At 59.0% G+C, this 24,535-nt stretch carries 16 protein-coding genes; all 16 read left to right on the top strand.

All coding sequences use genetic code 11. The annotated features are described in order from the left end of the window. The first annotated feature begins 12 nt into the window (after positions 1 to 12). The 16 genes from HS122_05190 (at position 13) to HS122_05115 (ending at position 24,532) form a co-directional block, all read left to right on the top strand. Positions 13 to 720 (top strand): PIG-L family deacetylase, encoded by a 708-nt coding sequence (locus tag HS122_05190; GenBank protein ID MBE7537787.1) that lies wholly within the window; start codon positions 13 to 15, stop codon positions 718 to 720. A gap of 12 nt (positions 721 to 732) precedes the next feature. Beyond that, positions 733 to 2,328, top strand: coding sequence for a sodium/solute symporter (locus HS122_05185; protein ID MBE7537786.1), 1,596 nt, complete (start codon positions 733 to 735; stop codon positions 2,326 to 2,328). Positions 2,329 to 2,332: 4 nt separating this feature from the next. After that, positions 2,333 to 4,435, top strand: a complete 2,103-nt coding sequence (locus HS122_05180; protein MBE7537785.1) for a hypothetical protein — start codon at positions 2,333 to 2,335, stop codon at positions 4,433 to 4,435. 290 nt (positions 4,436 to 4,725) lie between these two features. Beyond that, the gene (locus HS122_05175) at positions 4,726 to 4,998 is read left to right on the top strand and encodes a hypothetical protein (protein MBE7537784.1); all 273 of its coding nucleotides are present in this window, start codon (positions 4,726 to 4,728) and stop codon (positions 4,996 to 4,998) included. 17 nt (positions 4,999 to 5,015) lie between these two features. Next, the gene (locus tag HS122_05170) at positions 5,016 to 5,576 is read left to right on the top strand and encodes a sigma-70 family RNA polymerase sigma factor (protein ID MBE7537783.1); all 561 of its coding nucleotides are present in this window, start codon (positions 5,016 to 5,018) and stop codon (positions 5,574 to 5,576) included. Further along, on the top strand, positions 5,573 to 6,601 hold the full coding sequence (locus HS122_05165) for a FecR domain-containing protein (GenBank protein ID MBE7537782.1): 1,029 nt from the start codon (positions 5,573 to 5,575) through the stop codon (positions 6,599 to 6,601). The genes HS122_05170 and HS122_05165 overlap by 4 nt, the downstream gene beginning before the upstream one ends. Positions 6,602 to 6,904: 303 nt before the next feature. After that, on the top strand, positions 6,905 to 10,780 hold the full coding sequence (locus tag HS122_05160; protein MBE7537781.1) for a TonB-dependent receptor: 3,876 nt from the start codon (positions 6,905 to 6,907) through the stop codon (positions 10,778 to 10,780). A gap of 184 nt (positions 10,781 to 10,964) precedes the next feature. Then, positions 10,965 to 12,554 (top strand): sulfatase-like hydrolase/transferase, encoded by a 1,590-nt coding sequence (locus HS122_05155; protein ID MBE7537780.1) that lies wholly within the window; start codon positions 10,965 to 10,967, stop codon positions 12,552 to 12,554. 57 nt (positions 12,555 to 12,611) lie between these two features. Further along, positions 12,612 to 14,033, top strand: coding sequence for a sulfatase-like hydrolase/transferase (locus tag HS122_05150; protein MBE7537779.1), 1,422 nt, complete (start codon positions 12,612 to 12,614; stop codon positions 14,031 to 14,033). Positions 14,034 to 14,384: 351 nt separating this feature from the next. Continuing rightward, positions 14,385 to 16,760 carry a hypothetical protein gene (locus HS122_05145; GenBank protein ID MBE7537778.1) on the top strand — a complete coding sequence of 792 codons (2,376 nt, stop codon included), beginning with the start codon at positions 14,385 to 14,387 and terminating at the stop codon, positions 16,758 to 16,760. 2 nt (positions 16,761 to 16,762) lie between these two features. Next, on the top strand, positions 16,763 to 18,766 hold the full coding sequence (locus tag HS122_05140; protein MBE7537777.1) for a sulfatase: 2,004 nt from the start codon (positions 16,763 to 16,765) through the stop codon (positions 18,764 to 18,766). 70 nt (positions 18,767 to 18,836) lie between these two features. After that, positions 18,837 to 19,790 carry a 3-hydroxyacyl-CoA dehydrogenase family protein gene (locus tag HS122_05135; protein ID MBE7537776.1) on the top strand — a complete coding sequence of 318 codons (954 nt, stop codon included), beginning with the start codon at positions 18,837 to 18,839 and terminating at the stop codon, positions 19,788 to 19,790. Positions 19,791 to 19,998: 208 nt separating this feature from the next. Continuing rightward, the gene (locus HS122_05130) at positions 19,999 to 21,177 is read left to right on the top strand and encodes a thiolase family protein (GenBank protein MBE7537775.1); all 1,179 of its coding nucleotides are present in this window, start codon (positions 19,999 to 20,001) and stop codon (positions 21,175 to 21,177) included. 52 nt (positions 21,178 to 21,229) lie between these two features. Continuing rightward, complete coding sequence (locus tag HS122_05125) at positions 21,230 to 22,582, top strand: 3-oxoacid CoA-transferase subunit B (GenBank protein MBE7537774.1); 1,353 nt, start codon at positions 21,230 to 21,232, stop codon at positions 22,580 to 22,582. Positions 22,583 to 22,606: 24 nt separating this feature from the next. Further along, positions 22,607 to 23,389: a 3-hydroxybutyrate dehydrogenase gene (locus tag HS122_05120; protein ID MBE7537773.1), complete on the top strand. Its 783-nt coding sequence runs from the start codon at positions 22,607 to 22,609 to the stop codon at positions 23,387 to 23,389. 504 nt (positions 23,390 to 23,893) lie between these two features. Further along, complete coding sequence (locus HS122_05115; protein MBE7537772.1) at positions 23,894 to 24,532, top strand: DUF47 family protein; 639 nt, start codon at positions 23,894 to 23,896, stop codon at positions 24,530 to 24,532. The last annotated feature ends 3 nt before the right edge of the window (positions 24,533 to 24,535 follow it).

Below are 24,535 nucleotides of genomic sequence, written 5' to 3'. Positions count from 1 at the left end.
GCCCTTTTGTTCATGAACGTTCTCGCTGTTGCGGCTCACCCTGACGACATAGAAATTTTTTGTGCCGGCACCCTGGCCAAGTACGCGCGCCAAGGGCACAGGATTTTTCATGCGTGCTTTACGAGCGGCAACATGGGAGATCTGCACGCAAGACCCGCCGAACTCGCGGCTACACGACACGCCGAAGCCCAAGCCGGCGCCGACTTGATCGGCGCCAAGTTGATCTGGGGCGGGGTGGATGATGAGTGTGTCTATCCGAACGAGGCACAGCGGAATCTGATGATAGATATTCTTCGTGAAGCGGATCCAGACATCATTCTGACACACAGTCCGGATGATTACCATCCGGATCATCGCTACGTTGGGCAGCTTGTGTTTGATGCCTACCATCAGAAGGGATTGCCCAACATTCCCGGACCGAAGCGCCCGCCATGCCGATTTGGCCTGAGTCAGGTGTTTTACATGGACCATCCCAGCGGCATCAACTTCGTGCCTCAGGAGTATGTGGACATCACGGATGTCATGGAGACCAAGCGTGCGATGCTGAGCAGGCATGTGAGCCAGCTCGCATCGATGAAGGAGCATTCCGACGCTGACATCATGGACATGCTCGACGTGATGGCGCGCTTTCGTGGACTAAACTGTGGTTGTAAATACGCCGAGGGGTTCCGACGTGAAGAGGCCTTTCATCGCGTCAAAGCCTACCGGGTTCTTCCCTGATTGGAAATCGTCATGGTTTTCCAGCTATCGAACCTCGATCTTCTGATCATTGGGGGATCAATCCTTTTCGTTGTCATCGTGGGGATGTTTGCGGGCCGCAAGGAAAAGAGGCTTGCCGACGACTACTTCCTCACCAAGGGACGGCTCCCATGGTGGATTATTGGCGCGGCGTTCGTTGCGACAAGCGTATCGAGTGAACAGATTGTTGGAACTGCCGGAGCCGCCTTTCAACACGGACTCAGCATTGCGAACTGGGAGATTTTTGCCCTGCCGTGTTACACGCTGCTGATGGTCTTTTTCATCCCGATTTACTTGAAGAACCGTATTTCGACGATGCCGGAGTTTCTGGAGAAACGCTTCGGACCGGCCGCCGGGCGCATCTACAGCTACACGATGCTGTTTGCGTACATTTTCATTTTTATGCCGCCCGTGCTCTACGGAGGCGCGCTGGCGCTCTCAGATCTCACTGGCTGGAACCTTCATCTCATTCTCTGGGCGACGATCGCGCTTGTCGCGGCCTATACCATCAAGGGCGGGTACATTTCGGTCATGTACACCGATGCGGTGCAGTGCGCGATGCTGGTGGGTGGCGGGCTGCTTCTCTTTTGGGTTTCCCTGAAGCATGTGCCGGGAGGGTGGAGGGCCATGGAACTCGCGGCTCCGGATCGCTTTCATCTGTACCGGCCGCCGGGCGACGGCATTGCGCCGATGCTGGGGCTCATCGCCGGATCGCTTGGACTGTTCATCTTCTATCAGGCCACGAACCAAGTGATGATCCAGCGCGTGCTTGCCGCACGCTCGACGTGGGATGGTCTCATGGGCATCGTGTTTGCCGGGTTCATCGGATTTCTCCGGCCGCTGGTGACCTGCCTCGTGGGTCTTGTGGTCTGGCACTACATTTATGTGATGAAGCAGGCACCAGCCCTGGCGACACCCGACCTGGCGTTCCCGTTTGCATTGAAACATTTTTCACCGGATTGGGGCCTGCGTGGAATAGTCCTCGCCGGATTTCTGGCAGCGGTCATGTCAACGGTGAGCGCACTCGCCAACTCGACATCCACAATCTTTTCATTGAACATCTACCGGCCCCTCCGACCCGGCGTGGGCGATCTGGATCTGATCCGGGTTGGGCGAATCGCGTCCTGCGTCACGCTCGTGCTCGCGGGGTTGACGGTTCCGCTGATCGTGAAGTTCGGTGGAATTTTCCTCTATTTCCAGCAGAGCATCACATTTCTCTCAACTCCGATCATTTCAGTTATCTTTCTGGGGATTCTCTACAAGCGCACCAACAACGCCGGAGCACTGTTTGGCCTGCTCGGTGGCTTCGTGATCCAGGGCGGTGTTGTGCTTTTGAATTACCATTTGGGCTGGAATCTCCACTGGTTCTACCAGGCTTTCATTGCCGAAGTGATCATCATGGTTGCCATTGTACTGGTCTCGCTTCTCACGGAGCCGCCTCCGCCTGAGAAGTGTGAACCCTTCCACTGGAAACCTTCGATCCTTGCCCATTACGATGAGGGCGTGCGCCGGCCATGGTATGCAAATCTGAAGCTATGGTTCAGCATCTATGCCGTCTCGTGGGTGGTGGTCTACTGGCGTTACTGGTAGGTCGATGAAATGCTGCCTGTTGCTCCTGCTCTGTGGTGCCGCGGCTCTGCTTCGAGGCGCGACCGGACTCGACGAAGCGGCAATTCGGGCCTCGTTTTCTTCCTGGGAAATTCAATCGCTGGGCTCTGCTGGTCGAATCGATGCGATTTGTGATCTTGGTGACGGAACAGTGGTCTGTGCCACGCGAAAACCGGATCCTGGTCGGATTTTTCTGAGTTCCGATTACGGAGCGCACTGGCACGAGATCGCCTCTCCCACGCGTGATGCCATCACCTGCCTCGCGGCCCGCGGCCGTCAGGCGTTCTACCTGCTGACAGATCGCGCGGAGATCTTTGGCACCGGAGACGGCGGCGGAACCTGGCGGCAACTGCGTCCAGCCGCGCCGAACCGCAATCGCGTGGGTGCGGCCGCCGCCTACGGGCTCATGGTGACCCAGACAGGCACGCTGCTCACAAACGACACGGATTCCGACGGCGGTCACGTCTATCGTTCCACGGACGATGGCGCGACTTGGGTCGACCTCGGGATCGTTTCGAGCGATGCGCTCTATCGTTTCATGCGGGTCGGAAACGGCATTGTCTTGAACGGCTTCGAGGGGTCGGTCTTCAAGAGCACCGACGACGGCCGCACTTGGAACCGGCAGCAGAAGCTGGGCGACAGTGCGCTTTTCGCCACCGAATACTTGGGTGCCTCCTATGTTCTGCAGGCCGATCAGGCCGGCCGAGTTTACCGCAGCGGCAACTTGGGCGAGCGGTGGGAAAATGTGGCTGTGCTCCGCGGTTCGGCGGACGATTTCATCAATATCGGTTATGGCGCCGTGCTTTATTCCACCTACACCGAAGAACGGGAAATCTATGCCTCTCTCGACTACGGAAAAAACTGGGTGAGTTTGGGCGCGCTGCCCACAGCCTCGTCGGGCGATTGGCTCGATCATGGCATCCGACTGGACGCGCCCGACTTCGTGGTTGCGATCGCCGGCACGGTGAAGGGCAACATCGTCCGCCAGGTAATCCCGCGGGCTAGACTGGCCGAGCTGACCAGGGTCGCCCGGCAGGGCGGCATTTCGCCACCGCCTTCGCCTCAGCGCGATTTCGGCACGGCGCTCGTGAGCGAGACAGTGAATTTTCGAGAGTTGGCCGAACCCGAGGACATCCTTGTCCACCGAGGCTACGCCTACGTACCCTGCCGCGATGGTGGCAATGTTGCGATCTTCCAGCTCGGGTCGGACGGAAGTGCGCGTTGGGTGCACAGCATTCGCGCCTCGGATATCCTCGACCCCTTCGGAGTCGCGGCCGAAGGTGACCTGCTCGCCGTGGTTTCCATGTCCAACGCCATTGTGAGCTTCTACGATATTTCCGATCCCTCACGACCCGTGAGGCGGAGTGCACTCCGCGTCGGTGGAGAAGGGGCTGTCCTGGAGACGACACGGTCGAGCTACACGCGGCTGCGGAAGATCGCATTCCAGGGTTCGCTCGCATTTGTGACCCACGCTTCGGAAAGCAAGGTCTATGTTCTGGATCTCGCTGATCCCGCTACTCCCGGTGTCCTGGCGGAATTCCATACCGGCGACGGCGCTTTCGCCGTATTGCCGCACGGACAGATGCTTTATCTCGCCGGCTATGGCCCAGGCTCATCAGTGATCGCTGTGGACATCGCTGATCCCCGTCATCCGGTGATCGTAGATCGTGACTACGACCGCGAGCGATTGAAGGGCACATGTGCCCTCGCGGCAGATGGGAGTTTCCTCTACGCGGTCGCCTACAACGCCGGTACTGTCTCGGTTTACGATATATCGGACTTTGGAAGGTTGAGATTGAGGAGCCGTTTCACAGATCCAGGCCTGCGCGGGCCCGGTCGAATATCCGTGCGGGAAGGCACTGCGTACGTGATCAACTCGACCAACGATTCGATGGCGGCGATTGACGTGCGCGACCCCGACCATCCCGTGATGCGATACTTCATTCAGGACCGACGGATCAAGATGGCCTACGGCCTGGCAGTGACGGATCGATACCTGTATCTAGCTGGGAGGCAAGCGAGCAGCTTCGTGGTGCTCGACCGAGATAAGCTGGAGCGCGAGCCACGCTTGTCGCCACCCACGAGATGAATCGGTTCGACGGGGTTTCAGGATGCAAGCCCGATTCCTGTCACCTTTATGCAGCCATACCTGACACGATCTGCCCTTTGAGCTGGAGCCAGCTACCGCATCCCACAACGCGGCCCGACTTCGCAGGACCGAAGGCCGCAGTTGGGCTACCGAGAGAATAGTGCCAGCGATTGAGCGCTTAAGCGTGGTAGAGCGCATGGTGAAAGAGTACTGTCTCACACCGAACGGTCGCGTCGAAATCGAGATCGCACAGAAACCAGCACCGGCACCCACCCTGCCCGACTTGGAACATGAACAAGCAGATTCTTTGTTTCCAGTCCGCGATCTGCGTCGCCTTGGTACGCTTGCTTTCAGATGCGCACGGGGCTGGGATGGCCAGAGATATGGCGCAAGCGGCCCGCGACAGCGATTGGATGCTCATTGGTGCCAGAATGCAGCGTGAGCGATTCTCAATGGAAGGAATTCACTTCGCGGAAACTGCTGAAAGGGAACCTTCCCCTTGGTCCGCGGGCAAATCATTGCTCACCCTCAATCTCATGCGACCGGGCTTGAACTGGAGTTGATTCGGCTGCTTCAAACCGTGGATGCTTGCACCCATCTGTCTGTTCTTCCCGCCTGCGAGGTAAACCGCTGGTTCGCGAGCGATGTGCACCCACACGAGCCGGCGCTCCGAGCCTACCTGCGCGGTCGTTTTCCCTCTCTGACCGACGTGGATGACGTGATTCAGGAAGCCTACCTTCGCATCATTCGGGTCCGCGCGCACGGCGGAATTCGGTCTCCCAAATCCATGCTGTTCGTCATTGCCCGGAATCTGGCCGTGGATGTTTTTCGACGGAAATACGCCATGCCGACGGATGATCTAGTGAATATCGAGCGAATTCCCGACTTGATTGAGGAACACGGCGCCACGGGCGGCGACATTCATGATCAGGAGCTCGAGCTGCTTGAAGAGGCGGTTCTGGCACTCCCGGAGCGGTGCCGACAGGTGATTTTGCTCAAGAAATTCAAGAACCTTTCCTATGACGAGATTTCGAAACTGCTCGGGATCTCGCGACACACCATCAGCGCCCACACCACGACCGGCATGATGAAATGCCGCGATTACCTCCGGGCCCATGGGGCGCACAAGGATTGCGCATGAACACCGGTCCACGAATCATCAACCGCGCTATCGATCGCCAGGCCGCCGAGTGGTTCGGCCGGCGCGAAGTCGGCCTGACTCCCGATGAAGAACAGGAATTTCAAAAGTGGCTCAGTGCGGATTGCCGTCACGCCGAACATTACAGCCAGTTCGATGAAATCTGGAAAAACCTCGATCGTATCAAGAAATTGAGAAGCTTCCAGAGCGTGCCGGTGGTTGAGCGGAGGCCGGTTTTCAAGATCCGCAGGGTTTGGTTGCCCACGGTCCTTGCCACTGCCGCCGCCATTGCCATTGTGTTTATCCAATGGCCGGGTCCCAATCCCCGGCTCGTCCAATACACCATTGCGAGCGAGGCGGGTGGAATGAAGAAGCTCGAGCTTCCTGACGCTTCCACTGTCTGGTTGAATGGCGACACGGTCGTGAGCGCAAATTTCACCGCCGACGAGCGGCGGGTGGACCTGCGACGCGGCGAGGCCTTCTTCACGGTGGCGAAGGATCCTGCCCGCCCGTTCATCGTGAGCGCGGCAGGAGTGTCGGTCCGGGCCGTTGGCACGGCCTTCAACGTGGCGCTGACCTCTTCCAGGCTGGAAGTGCTGGTGACGGAAGGGAAGGTGCGGCTGGAAGACGCGGCGAGGGGCCAATCCGTGCTCCCAAAGTCGGGTCAGAACGAACAGCCTCCGCTCCTGGGTGCTGGTCAAAAGGCAACGCTCGCCCTGCCGACCGCCACGTTTGCCATGCCGACGGCGACGGTTGTGGCGATTTCCTCACCCGAGGCGAAAGAGGCGCTCGCCTGGCAGGTGAAACTGCTGGAATTCGACATGCAGCCGCTCAGCGAGGTGGTGGCGCAATTCAACCGTTACAATCGGCACCAGTTGGTCATTGAGAGTCCGAGTCTCGCCCGCCGCACGTTCGGCGGCACCTTCCGTGCGGACAATTGCGAGGTTCTGGTCGAGCTTCTCGAAGCCCGCTTTGATGTCATTGCGGAACGCTCCGGCGATAAGACGATCCTTCGCCTTCGCCGGTAGGATGCCACTCATGCCACGATTGATCCCATGCAGCTCCCGCGGGTGATGGCAGAGGCTGCATTGGGACGAAGCCGACTGGCAGGTTAGGGTGGAATCTGCGGGTAACAGACCACCGGATTAAAGGCACGCCCGACTGGCAGGGAACCGGCCTTGGGCCGCGGTAGGCAGCTGTTGCAGTCTGATCGCTGGTTTGGCGAAGGAAATCCCGCAAGCTTCTAGTGAATTTCTCAATCCTTCCGTCATGTATATCCAAGCGGATTCCGCAACCCCCAGCAACCCAGCGGCATTCCGCCCATATCCATCATGACCTCCTACTCCTCTGTTGTTTGTCGGTCCTTGTGGTTAGCCTTCGTCACCTTGGCGTGCAGCTTGGCTTTATCCGCGAGCGCGCTGGCTGCGGATATGACCAGAGAAGCGACCTTCGATATTCCTGCTGGTAGCGCGGTAAATGCCCTGAAATTGTTTTCCGCGCAATCAGGCCAGCAGTTGCTATACTCCAACGCGGACCTCGCCGGGGTGACGACCAATGAGGTAAAGGGCAGGTTCAACATCACCAAGGCGCTTGATCAAATGCTGGCCGACACGCCGCTTGTCGCCAGCCGGGATGCCAGCAATAGCGCGGTGGCGGTGGCGCGGACCGAACGTCGCACTGAGTCCCCGGTGCCCACGACCGCCGGGGCAACCGCGGCTTCAGCGTCGGAATCGCGAAACGCTCCGCCGCAGGATGACGATGCCATCGTGCTCTCACCCTTCACGGTGACAGGCGAGGAAGACGACGGCTATCTGGCGACAAGCACATTGGCTGGCACGCGCATCAGGACCAACCGGCGGGATATTGGCTCAGCTCTCTCGATCATCACACCACAGTTTCTCAAGGATATCGGCGCAAGGAACAGCCGAGAGCTCCTCGTCTATACGCTGGGAACTGAGATCGGCGGGGTCGGAGGCAACTTCACGGGTGCGGGCAACGGCGTCGTGCTCACTGAGCGAGGCATGCTGGCGGAGCCCGACAAGAACAACCGCATCCGTGGCCTTGCCACTGCCGACAACACCCGCGATCTGAACACGACCGACATCCCTTGGGACACCTACAATATCGACCGTGTGGAAATGCAGCGCGGACCCAACGCGATTCTTTTTGGCCTGGGCAGTCCGGGAGGCCTGATCAATAGCAGTCTCAAGCAGGCGGGATTCAAGAACCTTGGCTCGGTGGCGACACGCTTCGACAGCAACAACAGCATCCGTGCGTCATTGGATTTGAACCGCGTGCTGTTGAAGAAAGAGCTGGCCATCAGGTTGGACACTTTGAAGGACCGCACTTACTATCAGCAGAAACCGGCGTTCAATGATGACGAACGGATTTTCGGAGCGCTCCGCTATGATCCGAGATTTTTGAACAAGGGATCGGCTCACACCAGCCTGCGGGTCAATTATGAGCACGGTAAGATCAAGTCCAACAACCCGCGCAGCATGCCGCCGATGGATCGAATCACCCCCTGGTTCGAGACGGGTACGACCACGGTCAACGGAAGGGTATTCAACAATCTCAATAAATACACCGATGATTTCCGCTATAGAAACTTGTTTTTTCCCTCTATCCCAGGGTCGGGTTCATTGTTGCCGAGCAGTACGTTTTATCAACCCGGAATATCCGATCTAAACAATGGCAATTATGCTTTCCTGGACCCGGGCGTAAGCGGGGTGCAGATCGGTAAATATTACGCCAATCAGACCGCATACAATGAGGCGATAGGCGGTCTTGGGCCCAACGGGTCTGTCGACGGAACCATCGGTGGCTTGTTTGGAACGGCGCGACTGAGCATGGTGGGCACGACCAGTGAAATAGCCAGGCGCCTGGGCGTGCCATTCGCTTTTGATATCAAGAACAAGGCCATTGTCGATACCAGCATCTACGACTATTTTCATCTGTTGATCGATGGGCCGACGAAAAGGGAACGGCGCAACTTCGAGGCGGTCAACATCGCCCTAAGCCAGACCTTCTGGAACAACCGGGTCGGCCTTGAGGTCGCGTTCGATCATCAGCGCTATGAAATGTCGAATGACGCCTTTTTATGGGGCGTGGGCACTGGCGACGCCGCCATTACGGTTGATGTCAATTCGCTTCTCCCGGACGGGACACCCAATCCGAATGTCGGCCGGCCGATGGTCGCAAACCGCTCGGTTCAGGGAGGGAACGGCACGCAGACAGAGCGCAAGGATCTCCATGTGACCGCGTTCGCTGAGCTGCGGGCCGATGATTTCCTGAAACAATCCTGGCTCGCCACATTTCTCGGCAGACATGTCTTCACTGCGGCGGTCAGCCAGAACGATTACTTCCGGGCGGATCAATCACGCGGAAATTACGCGATCAACACCGGTTCCAGCCTGTTTAGTGGCCAGTTGTTTATCCGGCGTGAATTCAATACCATCACCTACCTCGGACCCGATTTGAGGGGCAGAAATTCGGCCTCCGGTCTCAACCTTTCAAACATCCAAAGGGAATTGTTTCTGACCAACAATACTGCTGTCGCATTTGACGCCACTTGGAAGCCGTCAAGAAATCCAGCGGACGCCAGTTACGTCAATCCAGCGGCGGTTTGGGTGAATCCATTGCGAAACAACCTTGTTTCGACCCAGTCGGAAAATCCGGCCAACTACGTTGGTTGGACCAATGTCCCTGTTCAGGTCCTGAGTACCGACCTCGGAGACAAGCGCCTTCTCACTACCTTCGCGAACAAAGGTCGCGACAAGGTCAGTTCACAGGCCTTCGTCTGGCAGGGTTACTTCTGGAAAGACAAGATCGTCACAACTTTCGGTTACCGTAAGGACATTGACAAGGCCTACAAGATCGCTGCGACCAACGCGCCCGACGGATTTGCCGATGAATCAGCTGCCCGCTACGTGCTCCCCACCACACCGTCGAACCGGGTGAACGTATCGAGCAAGAGCTACAGTGTGGTCGTTCACACGCCGGATTTCATTCGCAACAGGTTGCCCAAGGGTATGGATTTCAGTTTGTTCTATAACACTTCCTCGAATTTCCAGCCGGCAGCAAGCCGGGTCGATGTCCTGGCCAAGCCCATGGACAGCCCGGAAGGAGTGACAACCGACTATGGCATAGTGGTGTCGTTTCTCGACAGTCGTTTCCTAGTGAGGGTAAACAAATTCGACAGCACTGCCAATAACGCATCCTACACGCTACTCAATGCCAACGTCATTGGCGACATAGAGCGGGCCTCGTGGATCAGCGCGAAACGTTACGAAGCGGGCCTTACTGGCAACCCTCTCTATGCCGGACCGGAATACAATTATGGAGCGGTCGTGAACGGTGTGTTCACGCAGACCCAGGCAGACCGAGCGAGACAGCAGCAGGACGTCAAGGCTGTCCTGGATAACTTCGCCCCCGAGATTTGGACCGCGTGGAATCTGGGTGGTCAGCCGACCGATGCATTTTGGCAGCTGGGGGCTGGCGCAAGCTTTGCCTTGCCACCTGCGGGCATGACTGGGACCACGGACACGTTTTCGAAGGGCTATGAGATAGAGCTCAATTTCAAGCCTGTGAATGATTGGGATATCGCCCTCAATGCGGCGAACATCAAAGCTGGTCGGACCAATATCGCCGGGGGTACAATGAAAAAGTGGATGGACGCGCGCAATGCTGTTTGGAACGGCCCTGGCGGGAATATGCTGATGAGTGGGACCGGCACGGCGACATACAGCGAGCGATGGAACAGCGGAGTCTACAATAACTATAAGCTGCAGCAACTGCTCGACGGCAGTCTTGCACCGGAAGTTCGGCAATGGCGGGTCAATTTTATCACCAACTATCGTTTCTCGGAGGGAAAATTGAAGAACTTCAATCTGGGTGGGGCATATCGTTGGGAGGACAAGGTTGTCATCGGCTATCCTTCGATTACGACGACCATCAACGGCGTTTCGCTGAATTCCTATGATATCAAGAAACCGTATTATGGTCCAGGGGATGAGGGCCTTGACCTTTGGATCGGATACACGAGAAAAATATCAAGGAACATCAAGTGGCATGCACAGCTGAACACCAGGAACTTATTGGGCAAGAATGAACTGATCCCGATCAACGCGCAGCCGGACGGCTCGGCTGCAGCCTTCCGTATCAAGGAAGGTGTGAGCTGGCAAATCACCAACACCTTCGAATTCTAGTCGCCACCGAATCGTGCGGGCAGGAGGACATCTGGAGCAATTCTGTCAGAGTGACAGGCTAACTGAAGGTTTCTGCCGTTGATCCGTATCGAGAAACGCCTTCTGAATATAAACTCTTTAGCAGCAGGTGGCCATGCTTCTCCTTCACCTGCTTCGCTGCTCACCCACCTCCCCGCATCCACCCATGTCCTTCCGTCTGCGCCGGACTGTCCTGCTTGTCAGCGTGGTCCTGTTTTCCTTTACTCGGCTGCTCGCCGCCGACCCGCCCGGGGCCAAGCGGCCGAACATACTGTTTATCTTCTCAGACGATCAGTCATACAGGACGCTGGGTTGCTACGGCGGCGGTCCTGCGTGGATCCGGACGCCGAACATCGACCGATTGGCCGCGAGGGGCGTGCGGTTTGAGCGTAGCTACTTCGGGGCTTGGTGCATGCCGTCGCGGGCGTCGATGCTTACCGGTCGACTCCAGCATGCGGTGATGAGCATGACGATGGTGGGACGGTATCCGTCCAGCTCCTACGACCCGGCGCTGTGTCCCTTTGTGCCGGCCCAGTTCCGCCAGCAGGGCTACCAGACCGCGCAGATCGGCAAGTGGCACACCGGTACCGATACAGGCTATGGCCGCGACTGGGATTACCAGGTTGTCTGGAACCGGCCCGGGCATCCGGAGAACGCTGGCAATTACTACGCCAGTCAGATCCTGACCACTGACGGAGTGGATCAGCCGGTCCAAGGTTACTCGACTGACAACTACACCGACCTGGCGGTCGATTACATCAATGGTCGGCACCGGGACCCCGACAAGCCATGGTACTTGTGGCTGTGCTACCCTGCGGTTCACGGGCCGACGACGCCTGCCGAACGACACCGGGGATTCTTTGCTGGGAAGTCCGCGCCGATGCCGGTCGACATCTTTGGCCCGTGGCCTGGCAAACCGGCGTACTTGGAAAAGACCAAAGCTTGGAAGCCCGGTCGCGATGGCCGGCCGGTCATGCGGACGAACGAAGAAAGGAAGACGAGCTTCGACACCGTGTTCGCCGAGAAGACCTATGACTCCTGGATCCAGCAGGTGAACGAATGTATGCTGGCTTTGGACGAGGGAGTGGGGCGCGTCCTGGCCGCCGTGGAGGCCTCCGGGCAGTTGGAAAGCACCCTCGTCGTCTTCGCCGCCGACCAAGGCTACGGCCTTGGCGAGCACGGCTTCAACCACAAGGTGGCACCCTATGATGCGACCGTTGCGTCGCCCCTGATTATCTCTTGGGCCGGCCGGATTCCTGCCGGCAAGGTGTGCCGGCATCCGGTCAACGCGCCTGATCTGATCGATCTGCTTTGCAGCACCGCCGGGGTGGGGATACCTTGGAAGACTCATGGCCGCGACATCCGCCCGTTGCTGGAGAACCCGGAGACTACGACCTGGAACTCCCCGATGCTGATGACCAACACCGGAGACAGCTACGGCGCGGAGACTGACGTGATCCCGACCGATCGCCGTCTCACTCGCATCGCAAACATCCCGTGGTATGTTCTGCTGCGCGACGGTCGGTACAAATATGTCCGCTACCTGATCGCCGATGAAATGGAGGAGATCTACGACCTGGAGACCGATCCCGAGGAGTTGACCAACCTCGCCGTGCTGCCGGAACACCAGGCGCTCCTGCTCAAACTCCGCAACAGGGCGATCGCCGAGCTACGGCGGACCGAGGCGAAATTCGTCGACCACCTGCCGCCCACTCTGGCGGAAACATCGGATAGCACGGGCCCATTGCCCGATTGATGATGACGGTCCGTTTGTCGTTCGGAGCACAATACTTCACCTCCAAAAAAAGATTTCATGACCAAGACACAATTGCCGTTCGTGGCGCTCGCTTGTGCCATTTCCTTCCTGGGCACGCCGGTTGGCGCGGCTCCGTCGAAGCGGCCGAATGTGCTTCTGATCATCACCGATCAGCAGCAAGCAGGCATGATGAGCTGCACAGGCAACCGCTACGTGAGCACGCCGGCCCTCGACCGACTCGCCGCCTCCGGGGTGCGGTTCGAGAAGGCATTCTGCGCGAATCCGGTCTGCGGACCGTCGCGTACCTCCATGATGACGGGAGTTCTGCCCAGCCGCATGGGGATTGGTTTCAATGAAGGCGTCATGCTGCCTGTGCCCGAGAAAGTCCTGAACCACAGCCTGGGCCGGGTCTTCCGAGGTGCAGGCTATGTGGCAGCCTATGGTGGCAAGTGGCATTCGGCGGTGAAGCCCGCGGAAAGCGGGTTTGAGTTCATTTCCAAGGATGAACGGGCGGGTCTGGCCAATGCCTGTGTTGCCTTCCTCCGGGGAAAGCACACGCAGCCGTTCCTCCTGGTCGCCTCGTTCATCAATCCGCACGACATCTGCTACATGGGCCTGCGGGACTACGCACAGGCAAAGAAGATCTACTGGCCTGCGCTGATGAATTCGAAGGTGGAATTGCGGGATCTGGACGAGGCGTTGAAACTTCCCCCGGGCGTTTCCCGGGAGGAGTTCTTTGCGAGGATCTGTCCGCCCCTGCCGGACAATTTCGAGGTTCCGCCGGGCGAGGCGGAGGGAATGTGGACGGCGGACAATCGGGTCTACCGCCATTATATCCGGGAGAACTGGAGCACGGAACAGTGGCGCTTGCATCGCTGGGCCTACTCCCGACTCACGGAAAAAGCCGACGCTGAGATTGGCCAGGTGCTCGACGCCCTGCGCGAGACGGGTCTGGATGAGAACACCTTGGTGGTTTTCACCAGCGACCATGGCGAGATGGCCGGCGCCCATCGTTTGGAGCACAAGTCGGTGCCCTACGAGGAAGCGATCCGGATACCACTGATCGTCAGTTACAAGGGCGTCGTCCGACCCGGTGTGGTGGACCGGGAGCATCTGATTTCCACCGGGCTGGATCTCATCCCCACGCTGATGGGCTTCGCCGGCATCCCCGTCCCTTCATCGCTGCCGGGTCAGAGCCTGCATCAGGTGGCTCAAGGACAGCAGACTTCCTGGCGCAGCTACGTGGTGATCGAGGGCGGCGCCTTCCGCGTCATCCGGACGGCCCGCTACAAATACGTCATCTACAATTCGGGCGACCGCCGCGAGCAATTGATCGACCTGAACAAGGATCCCGGCGAAATGCGGAACCTAGCCGGCAGCCCGGAATATCAATCGATCCTGGCGGAGCACCGACAGTACATGCGCGAGTGGATCAAATCAAACCAGGATACCATTGCCGCCGCGTATATCATCAACTGATGCTCGTCTTCCACCTGGCGCGACGACCGAACTTGCCGTGTCCTGTGCTGGCTGTTGCGCAATCAAGCCCATGAAAAAATATGCGGGATATCTTCTGACGAAGGCTCCGCAATTCTCGGGACTCACAATCCCGACTGCCCATGGCCGGATTATTCCGAAGAATCCTTTGGAAGCCTTCGGGGGGAAGCGGGTCGGAAGCGCGAATCTCGATATAATAGTGCCATGCATTGAGCCATAAAGCGTAGCGGCAGACGGAGGGAACAAGCATGATGACAAGGTGAAATCTACCCCCTCCAGATCCATGCCACTTACAGCATCCTGTCTCGCCGAGTATTGCCATCACAACGAACAATGAAGTTGGAAACAGGCAGCGTCTTGCAAAGGTGGGCCATGGGGCTGGCTGTCATTGTCATTCCATGCGTTTGGCTGACCGTCTCCCACGGCGCTGAAAATCAGCAAAGAGTTCGTTTTACCGATACGGTTCCAGCTGTGGGCGGGAAGAACCTTGTGCCGAACGGCTCCTTTGAAGCGGGCAGCACCGGATGGTCCTCGCTCGGGCGGGGTGCCGGCTACAAAAACGCCTGGGCTCCTCTGATTCCCAACTGGGGCAATTTTGAATCCTTGCACGGCCAGGTGGAAAAAAAGGGGGCGGCCCACGGACAGTCCTTCCTGAGGATCCGGCTGGGCGGAGAGAATACCCCGGTCTTTAATTTTGATTACTTCCGTCCCGTCAATCACCGCGAACTGCGGCCATTGGCGGCCAATCTCGGCTGGATCGAGGTGGTTCCGGGCGAAACTTATACGATATCGCTGGACATGCGTGCATCGCGTGAAGGTGTCAGGGGTGCCTTCGGAGTGCAGAACGACGATGCCGGCGAGGGCCTGTCGGAGCCAGGGGCGGAAATACTCAAGAATGTGACACTGACACAAGAGTGGCGGCGCTACAGCCATACGTTTGTCGCCAGGCATCCTTTTTTGTTCGTCCTGGCCGGGCCCGACCTGACGGAAGAGGAGAATGTGGCGGTGGATGTTGATGCCATCCAGCTCGAGAAAGGCACACAGGCCACGGACTTCGCGCCGCGCGCGGAGCTCGAGGTGGGCGTCACCACCACGGCACTGTCCGGGGTGTTCACGGTTGGTGACGCGGTGACGTTGAAAATCACCGCATCCAACGACAGCGACAAGACAGCCTATGCCCGGTTCAGTTTCAAGGTGACCGACTATGCCGACCTACCGGTCGAGCTGACCGAGGCCGACTTGGAGATACCCGCGAGAGGTGCCGCAGAAAAAGTAGTCTCATTGCCGCCACACTGGCGCGGGTTCTACCGGATCCAGCCCATGTGCAGCAGCGGGGATTTCTCGATCAAGCCGCGCCTGCTGCGGGTTGCTATTGTCCCTCCCCGCACCACGACGGAGACTGTCATGGGCGTCAATCATGCCTATCCCACGTCCAACCTGCTCGCTCTCGCCAAAAAAGCAGGCATCACGTGGTATCGCGACTGGTCCCTCAAGTGGCAGCACATTGAGCCTGCCCGCGGCGACTATCATTGGGAGGTCAGCGACCCGCAGGTCCATCGCGTGACGGATCAGGGGCTCAATCTGATGGCGATGATTCCGTTTCCGTCAGCCGAGTGGAATTCCACCGCCGCGGACCTTGCGACGATCCGCAAGTACTCGCCCCGTCATGGTGGTGGTGGCCAGGGCGACGACCAGGAATTGCTCCTGCGCGCACGCTGGGCGTGGCTGCCCGAGGATCCCCAGGAGCTGAACCGTTTTGTGTCGACGTCGGTCAAGCGCTACCAGGATCGCATTCAGGTCTGGGAATTCCTGAACGAGGCGCTCTTCACGCTGTATTCGCTGCCCAGCGAAGAGGTGCTGAAGACGAAGGAACTCAAGAGTTACACTTTCGAGGACTACCTCGCTTTGCTGCGCACGGCGGTGCCGGCTATTCGATCGGCGAACCCTCAAGCACGCATCGTAGGCGGCGGAATGTTTCCGGGGGACGTCTCAGCCCAACGGATGCTGAAAAACGGTCTGCTGGATTTCTGCGACATTCTTGGTGTGCACGACTATCCGTCGGCAGGAATGCGGAATGGTGGGAAACTCCGGTTGCCCGAAACGCTCACGGGCTCCATGGATACGCTCCTTGAAACCATGGCCGCCCATGGCGGGATCAAGCCGCTCTGGATGACGGAATTCTCCTATTTTGGAACTGACGATCTTCCTCGCGAGCCGTTTGTTCCCATTCCGGGGTTGTGGTCGGAACCACAATTGCTGACTGAAAAGCAGGTCGCCGACTACACCATCCGCTATGCAACGCTTTTTCTTGCGCGTGGAGGAGAAAAGATCTTTCTGCACTCCGGCTGCACGGGTTCGGTCAACAAGCCCGGCACTGAGAGCTGCCTTTTCGCCGACGGCGCCGTGCGCAAGATTTTTCCGGCCTTGGCTGTGTTCAATAACCTTATGGGTGCGACGCCGCGCCATGTCACGGACAGGACGGTTGCCGCGGGATTCGGAGTTGCGTTTGAGTCGGGCTCGCACGCGACGGTCGTGTTGTGGGATCCGTCCGGGCAGACTGCAATCACCGTTCCAACTGAACTCGAGTGCCAGGATGCGATGGGCGGGGCAATCAAGAGTCCGACGGTATTGCTGAGCGACTCTCCAATCTATCTGCTGGGGACCGCCGGGTCGGCGCGCGAAATTCTGTCGGATATTCGTCCAAATTGATCGTGAAGTATGTTCTGACATATCCGGCCTTTGCTTGCCTGATTGTCGGAATCGCCGCGAATCCGCGACCCAACATCGTGTGGCTATTGGCCGAGGACATGAGTCCAAATCTCGGTGCCTATGGTGATCCCGACGCGCAGTCTCCCACCCTGGATCGATTGGCGGCAAGAGGAGTCCGCTATGAACGAGCCTTTACCGTTGCCGGGGTCTGCGCACCTTCGCGTTCGAGTCTCATCACTGGCATGTACGCTTCGTCGCTTGGGTCTCAACACATGAGGTGCATCGCGACACTGTCAGCCGAGACTCCACTGTTGCCGGCTCTGCTCCGCAAGGCCGGCTACTATTGCACAAACAACGTCAAGGAGGACTACAATTTTGTCACCCCGCGCGGCGCGTGGGATGAATCGAGTCGGAAAGCCCACTGGCGGAATCGATCGGAAAACCAACCTTTCTTCAGCGTATTTGATTTCAAGGTGACCCATGAGCAGTTCTTGCGTGCGACTCCCGAGCAATTTGCCCGCGCCGCAGGAGGTGCGGTGCAGATTGCCCAACGAGATGGTTCCCGATTGAAACTTCCAGCGTGGCTTCCCGACACCCCGGCTGTGAGGAAGGAATGGGCTCGATATCACGAAATGATCACCGCGCTCGATCGGCAGGTAGCGGCGTTGCTGCTGCAACTTCAGGAGGACGGGCTTGAGGATGAGACCATTGTGATATTCTTCTCTGATCACGGTGCCGGCTTTCCACGCGCCAAGCAATTCCTGTACGACTCAAGCACCCGGGTGCCGCTGATCGTTTATTGTCCTCCGCGTTGGCGCCATCTGCTGCAGGTTCCGGCCGGTACGGCGGATCGGCAACTGGTGAGTACTGTGGACTTGGCGCCGACGGTCCTGAGTGTTGCAGGGATCGAACCTCCAGCGATGATGCCCGGGCGGGTTTTTCTCGGTTCATCGACGGGCGAGCCACGTGAATATGTCTATGGCATTCGTGACCGTATGGATGAGCGATGCGACACCAGCCGCACAGTGCGAAACGACCGGTTTCGGTATCACCGCAACTATCGTCCCGACCTCCCACATTTTCCTGGTTTGACTTACATGGATCTCCTCCAGACTTCGCAGGAATTCCGTCGCCTGGCGAAGGTCGGTGGTCTGCCAGTTGGCTTGACCCATTTCATGGCAGCTCGGCAAGGCATTGAGGAACTCTATGACATCCAATCGGACCCGGCGGAGCTGCAGGATCTTTCAGCAAATCCGGATTACGCGATGGAGCTGCGGCGCCTCCGAAAACTACACTTCGATTGGGTGCGAGCTACCAGGGACACGGGCTTGATCCCCGAACAAATGCTTCGGGATTTTGCAGTCGGTGGCAGCGAATATGCCTATGCTCACAGTGATGCCTACCAACTTGATCGGTGCATCGATACTGTGCGTTTGATGGAGGACGGTGCGAATGGTCTGGCTGCCTTGGCGCATGCGTTGGTCGATGAGTATCCGCCCGTGCGGTATTGGGCAGCGGTTGGCCTTGGAGTTCTTGGAAAGAAGGCCCAGCCAGCAGCCGAGCTTCTCGGCCATGCGCTTGAGGATTCCTTTTCTGAAGTAGCTCTTGCCGCTGCCGAAGCACTGGGGCAGATCGGCGACGCAAGACCCGCGTTGCCAGTTGTGGCCAGATTGCTTGAAAACGGCCGGCCCTTGGAGGCGCTGGTCGCGGGGAATGTTGCGGACCGGCTGGGTGACGCCGCGCGACCAATCGCTGATGTGCTGCTACGCGTAGCTGCGACCAAGCCAGTTGGAGATCTTGGACTGATGCGTCAGTGGATCGTCGTTCACGCCCTGAGCCAAATCGACCAGGCGAGTATGCCGGTGGCGAAAGCGGGGAACTTGACTGATGCTGGTGTGGCACCGATCGAAATCACACCAGAGCATCCTATCCGCCTATCTACATTTCCTCGGCTAGGCGGTGGTCTTTCTATCGGGAGAAGCCTTTGCTGGCTTGCGTCATTCTGATTGAGAGTAGCGGATTCCGTTGGAATTCGCCAGTCAGCGTCCGGACGAGAAAAGAACGATTGGAATTGTCATGCAGAAAATCACAGTTATCGGTGCCGGCACCATGGGGGCGAATATTGCGCTGAATTTTTCGGCGAACGGGTATTCTGTGCGGCTGCAGGACATCGATGCGCGTCAGCTTGAGCGCGCCATGGAAACGGTGCGCAGCAATGCTGCCATGCTGCGCAGTCACGGTTTGTTGGCGGTTTCCGTTGATGACGTGGCTGGCCGGATCGCCACCGGGGAGCGGATGGAAAAGGCGGTTGCCGGTTCGGAACTGGTCATCGAGGCCGTCCCGGAAAGGCTGGAGTTGAAGCATGAGCTGTTCAAACAGCTGGACCAGCTGTGCGGCGACGCGACGATTCTTGCCAGCAATACATCGACGTTTGTGCCGTCGAGTCTGGCTGATGGCATCTTGGGCGGAAAGCGAAAGGAGCGCTTCCTCGTGATGCACTATTGGAATCCCGCGCATCTGGTGCCCCTGGTTGAGCTTGTGCCTCATCCATTGACGCGACCTGCGGTGGTGGGGGAGATCAAGGGACTGCTTGAGCGATGCGGCAAGACACCCGTGCTGGTGCGTCGGGAAATTGCGGGTTTCATTGGAAACCGGCTGGCGTTCGCACTCCAGCGCGAGGCCATGGATCTTGTGGCCAGGGGAATCGCGTCGCCGGAGGATGTCGACACGGTGGCGAGGGCCGGCTTCGGCCGACGGATCCCGATCAGCGGAGTTTTCGGCACGGCGGACCTTGGCGGGCTGGATGTGTACCTGGAAGTCTGTCGGTCGATCTTTGCAGAATTGTGCGCTGACAAGGAGCCGCCGAATGGATTGAAGCAGCTGGTTGAACAGGGGAAACTGGGTGTGAAGTCCGGTGCGGGCTGGAAGCGCTATTCGGAAGAGGAAATCGCGAGGCTGAAGCAGGACTTGACGGCGGAACTGATCCGCCACCTGCGGAGGGATCATGAGCTTGCGGCGCGATCAAAGTAGAAATCAGACTTGTGTCTTGGAAAAGCGCGCCCGCACGGCGAAGCATCGCCAATATGCGACTCCGACGGGCGGTTCCTGATTCGGAATCGCCGCCTCCTGTGCGACGATAGTGCGCAACATTGAGTCAACGGACGTAGCCAATGTCCTCAGCAGACGATTATCCTTGGCATGATATTCTTGCCTTCAAAGTTTGAATCAAAATTCCCCGGTGTCTGACGTCGTCATTATTTCGGCTGCCCGTACTCCAATCGGAGCCTTTCAAGGCGGGCTTGCGGCTGTCCCTGCGTGGAGGCTTGGGGCTGCGGCCATCAAGGGGGCGCTGGCTCGCGGCGGCGTGGCTGCGGGCGACGTGAGCGATGTCATTCTGGGCAATGTGCTGCAGGCGGGGCAGGGGCAGGCACCAGCGCGGCAGGCTGCGATTCATGCCGGGATCCCGTTGTCGGTTCGAACAGTTACGGTGCACAAGGTCTGCGGCTCGGGGCTCCAGTCCGTCATGCAGGCCGCGCATGCGCTGCGGGCGGGAATGGGATCGATTGTTGTCGCGGGTGGCATGGAGAGCATGTCGCAGGCGCCGTACCTTCTTCCGAAGGCTCGCGACGGGTATCGCCTGGGCCACCAGCAGGTGATCGATTCGCTGGTATCCGACGGGCTCTGGGATCCCTACGACAATCTGCACATGGGAGCCTGTGCGGAAAAATGCGCCGCGAAGTATTCGTTCACCCGTGAGCAGCAGGACGCCTTTGCCGTGGAGAGTTTTCGGCGCGCGAATGCCGCGCAAAAGGACGGATCCTTCGCCGGTGAGATCACTCCCGTTGAGATCGTTGATGCGAAAGGTGGTCTCACGAAGATCGAGCACGACGAGGGGCCCGCGAAGGTGAGGTACGACAAGATTCCGACCTTGAAGCCCGCCTTTCAGAAGGACGGCACAATCACCGCGGCAAATGCGTCGTCGATCAATGACGGAGCCGCGGCGCTGCTTCTGACAACTGCGGCGCACGCGGCGGCGAAGGGATTCAGTCCCTTGGCGCGGATCGTCGCCTTTGGCGCGCATGCGCAGGAGCCGGTGTGGTTCACCACGGCGCCCGTGCCCGCCGCGCGCCAGGCGTTGGATGCGGCGGGATGGGGCGTCGCCGATGTGGATCTTTGGGAGGTCAACGAGGCTTTTGCCGTCGTGCCGATGGCGTTCATGCATGAGCTCGGCGTGCCGGCTGAAAGGGTCAACGTTCGCGGCGGTGCCATTGCTCTCGGCCATCCGATCGGCGCCAGTGGCGCCCGCATTCTGATCACGCTCCTTTCGTCGCTTCGCGAGCGCGGGCTGAGGCGCGGCGTTGCCGCGATCTGCATCGGCGGTGGTGAGGGCCTGGCCGTGTGCGTGGAGATGTCATGAAACGGGGCGCATCCTGGAGGATTTCCGACTCCGCCTTTGATAAACTTTCACCGTGAACAAGGTTTACTCCAGCTCTCGATCGGCATTGGAAGGCGTGCTTCAGGACAATCTGGTCATCGCGGCCGGCGGCTTTGGTTTGTGCGGCATCCCCGAGAATCTGATTCTCGCGCTCCGCGACAGCGGGGTGAAGGGGCTGACGATCGTCGGCAACAACGCGGGTGTCGATGACTTCGGCATGGGACTGCTGCTTGCGACCCGGCAGGTCCGGAAGGTGATGGCCTCCTATGTTGGGGAGAACCGCGAATTCGAGCGGCAGGTGCTTGCGGGTGAACTTGAGTTGGAGCTGATTCCGCAGGGCACGCTGGCCGAACGCCTCCGGGCCGGAGGCGCGGGCATCCCAGGATTCTATACGCGCACAGCCTGCGGCACCCAGTTGTCGGAAGGGCGGGAGACCAAGGTTTTCGACGGAAAGGAGTACGTGCTCGAGAGAGGCATTCAGACGGATGTCTCGCTGATCAAGGCGTGGAAAGGGGACCGCCAGGGAAACCTCATCTTTCGCAAGACCGCGCGGAACTTCAACCCGATGATCGCGACGTGCGGCCGCGTGTGTGTCGCTGAAGTGGAGGAGTTGGTTGATGCGGGGGCGCTTGATCCCGATCAGATCCATGTCCCGGGAATTTTTGTCGATCGCATTGTAAAGGGTGAGCGGTATGAGAAGCGCATTGAGTCGCGCACGGTGCGGGAGAGTGGATCCCCCAGGATTGAATCGCCGATGCGCGAGCTGATAGCCGGACGTGCCGCGCGGGAGCTGCGCGACGGCTATTATGTCAATCTCGGGATCGGCATTCCAACGCTTGTGGCCAACCACATTCCGCCGGGAATCAAGGTGACCCTGCATTCGGAGAACGGCCTGCTTGGTGTCGGCCCGTTTCCGACGGAGGATCAGGTCGACCCGGATCTGATCAATGCGGGCAAGCAGACGATAACAACGATCCCCGGTTCGGCTTTTTTCTCCAGTGCGGACTCGTTTGCCATGATCAGGGGCGGGCACATTGATTTGTCGATCCTTGGTGCGCTGGAGGTGGCTGAGAATGGCGACATCGCGAACTGGATGGTGCCGGGAAAAATGGTGAAGGGCCCGGGTGGTGCGATGGATCTGGTCGCCGGGGTGAAGCGCGTGGTGGCCGTGATGGAGCACACGGCGAAGGATGGCAGCCCCAAGATTCTGCGTCGGTGCACGCTTCCGCTGACCGGCAAGGGCGTTGTCAGCGTGATCATCACCAATCTCGCCGTGTTTGAAATCAAGGCGGGCGGAGGGCTGGTGCTCGTGGAGCTGCAACCGGGTGCGGACCTCGAAGCAGTGCGAAAACAGACGGGCGCGCCATTTGAAGTCGCGCTCCGATAGGCGTATTTGGACTGGGCGGTCACCATGCTCGCTGGAAAAAACGCACTGATAACCGGCTCCACCAGTGGAATTGGCCTGGGCATCGCACGTGCGCTGGCGCGGCGTGGAGTGAACCTGATGCTGCACGGCATGGGAGATCCGGAGCAGATTGCGCGGCTGCAGGCTGAATTGGCGGCGGGCAAGGGGGTGAGAGTCGTCCACGATGCCACGGATTTCAGTCAACCGGAGCGGGCGGTCGATCTGGTGAGGGCGACCGCGGAGAAACTTGGATCGATCGACATCCTCGTGAACAATGCGGGGATTCAGTTTGTGTCGCCGGTCGAGGAGTTTCCGCCCGAGCGGTGGACGGCGATTCTGAACATCGCATTGAATGCGTCGTTTCACACGATCCGAGGCGTCGTGCCGGGCATGCGTGAACGCAACTGGGGTCGAATCATCAATATCGCGTCCGCCCATGGACTGGTGGCGTCGCCCTACAAGAGCGCCTATGTTTCCGCAAAGCATGGTTTGGTGGGGCTGACGCGAAGTGTGGCGTTGGAGCTGGCGGAGACGGGGGTAACGTGCAATGCGATCTGTCCGGGTTACGTGAGGACAGCGCTGGTGGAGAGCCAGATCGAGGATCAGGCGAAGGTGCATCAACTGCCCCGCGAGCGCGTGATTCGGGAAGTCATTCTCGCCGCGCAGCCGAGCAAGCGGTTTGTTGAGATCGATGAAATCGCGGCGTTGGTAGTGTTTCTCTGCGGGGACGAGGCCTGCTCAATAACCGGCGCCGCGCTACCCATCGATGGCGGATGGACAGCCCGTTGAGGCACCGGGCCGGACACCGCGCACGGGTGGGTTGTGAACCCGCCAATTGTTTTGTGAGCGACTGGGATCCGGCGTTGAATGCGTTGCGGGACGCGGGGCATGCGGTGTTGATTGAACGTAATTTTGAGCGCGAGTTGGGCCGCCCCTTCAGGGCTCGACGGATTTTGTGCGATGCAAGTCCCATGGCGTTGCCATGGGCTGGAAATGTTGCGCCCCGTTGGGGCTTCGGAGACGCGCCCGCCGTGGGTGGCGGTGTTGGGGCCCGTCGGGGCTTTGGAAAAGTGCCGACCAATTGGTGGAAATGTTGCGCCCCGTTGGGGCTCCGGGGTCGGCGCGCCAACGGCGCAGGACGCGTCAGGCTGAGGCAGCGCACTGGATTTCAGCATGGCAGCCGATGCCAGGAATTTTAAGCGACTTGCCTTGAAAGACTTGGGCTAAACCATCGGTTCACGGGAGAAAGGTCGTTTACAACGTGGGCGGCTTTTCCCTTAGAATTTTCATCCCATGCTCACGCTTCGCAAACTGTTCGGCAAAGATGAGAAGTTCTACGACTTGCTTGAGGCGAGTGCGGACGAGGTTCTGACCAGCACAAAACTTTTTCTGGCCTACCTGCAGAAGAGCGGCACCGGCACCGCGGCGGGCGATCTCGATGAGTTCATCCAGCGTCGCCAAAAGAACAAGCAGATCACCGGGCAGATCACCGAAGAGCTCTGCAAGACCTTTGTCACGCCGCTTGAGCGCGAGGACATCGAGGCGTTGTCGCTGGCGCTGCATCGCATTCCCAAGACGGTTGAGAAGCTGGTGACGCGCCTGTCGCTCTACCCGGGCAGACTTCCGCGAGAGGGTTTCATTCGACAGGCGGAACTGCTCGGACAGGCGGCGGCGGCGGTTGCCTTCATGGTCAAGCAGCTCCGCAAGGGCGCGAAACTTGAGGGGGTGCAGGAGGCGAATGAACGTCTGAAATACGCTGAGAACGAGGCGGACAAGGTCATGCTCGGGTTGATCCGTGAACTCTATGTGGGGCCGACCGATGCCAAGGAGACAATGATCCTCCAGGATCTCTTCGAGATGACGGAGAAGTGCATCGACCGGTGCCGCGATGCCGGCAGCGTGGTTTTCCAGATCGTATTGAAGTACTCCTGAGCA

This window comes from Opitutaceae bacterium (assembly GCA_015075305.1).
In the GTDB taxonomy this organism is placed as follows: domain Bacteria; phylum Verrucomicrobiota; class Verrucomicrobiia; order Opitutales; family Opitutaceae; genus UBA6669.
Note: the sequence above shows the minus strand (reverse complement) of the source record. Positions and strands in the feature narration are given on the sequence as shown.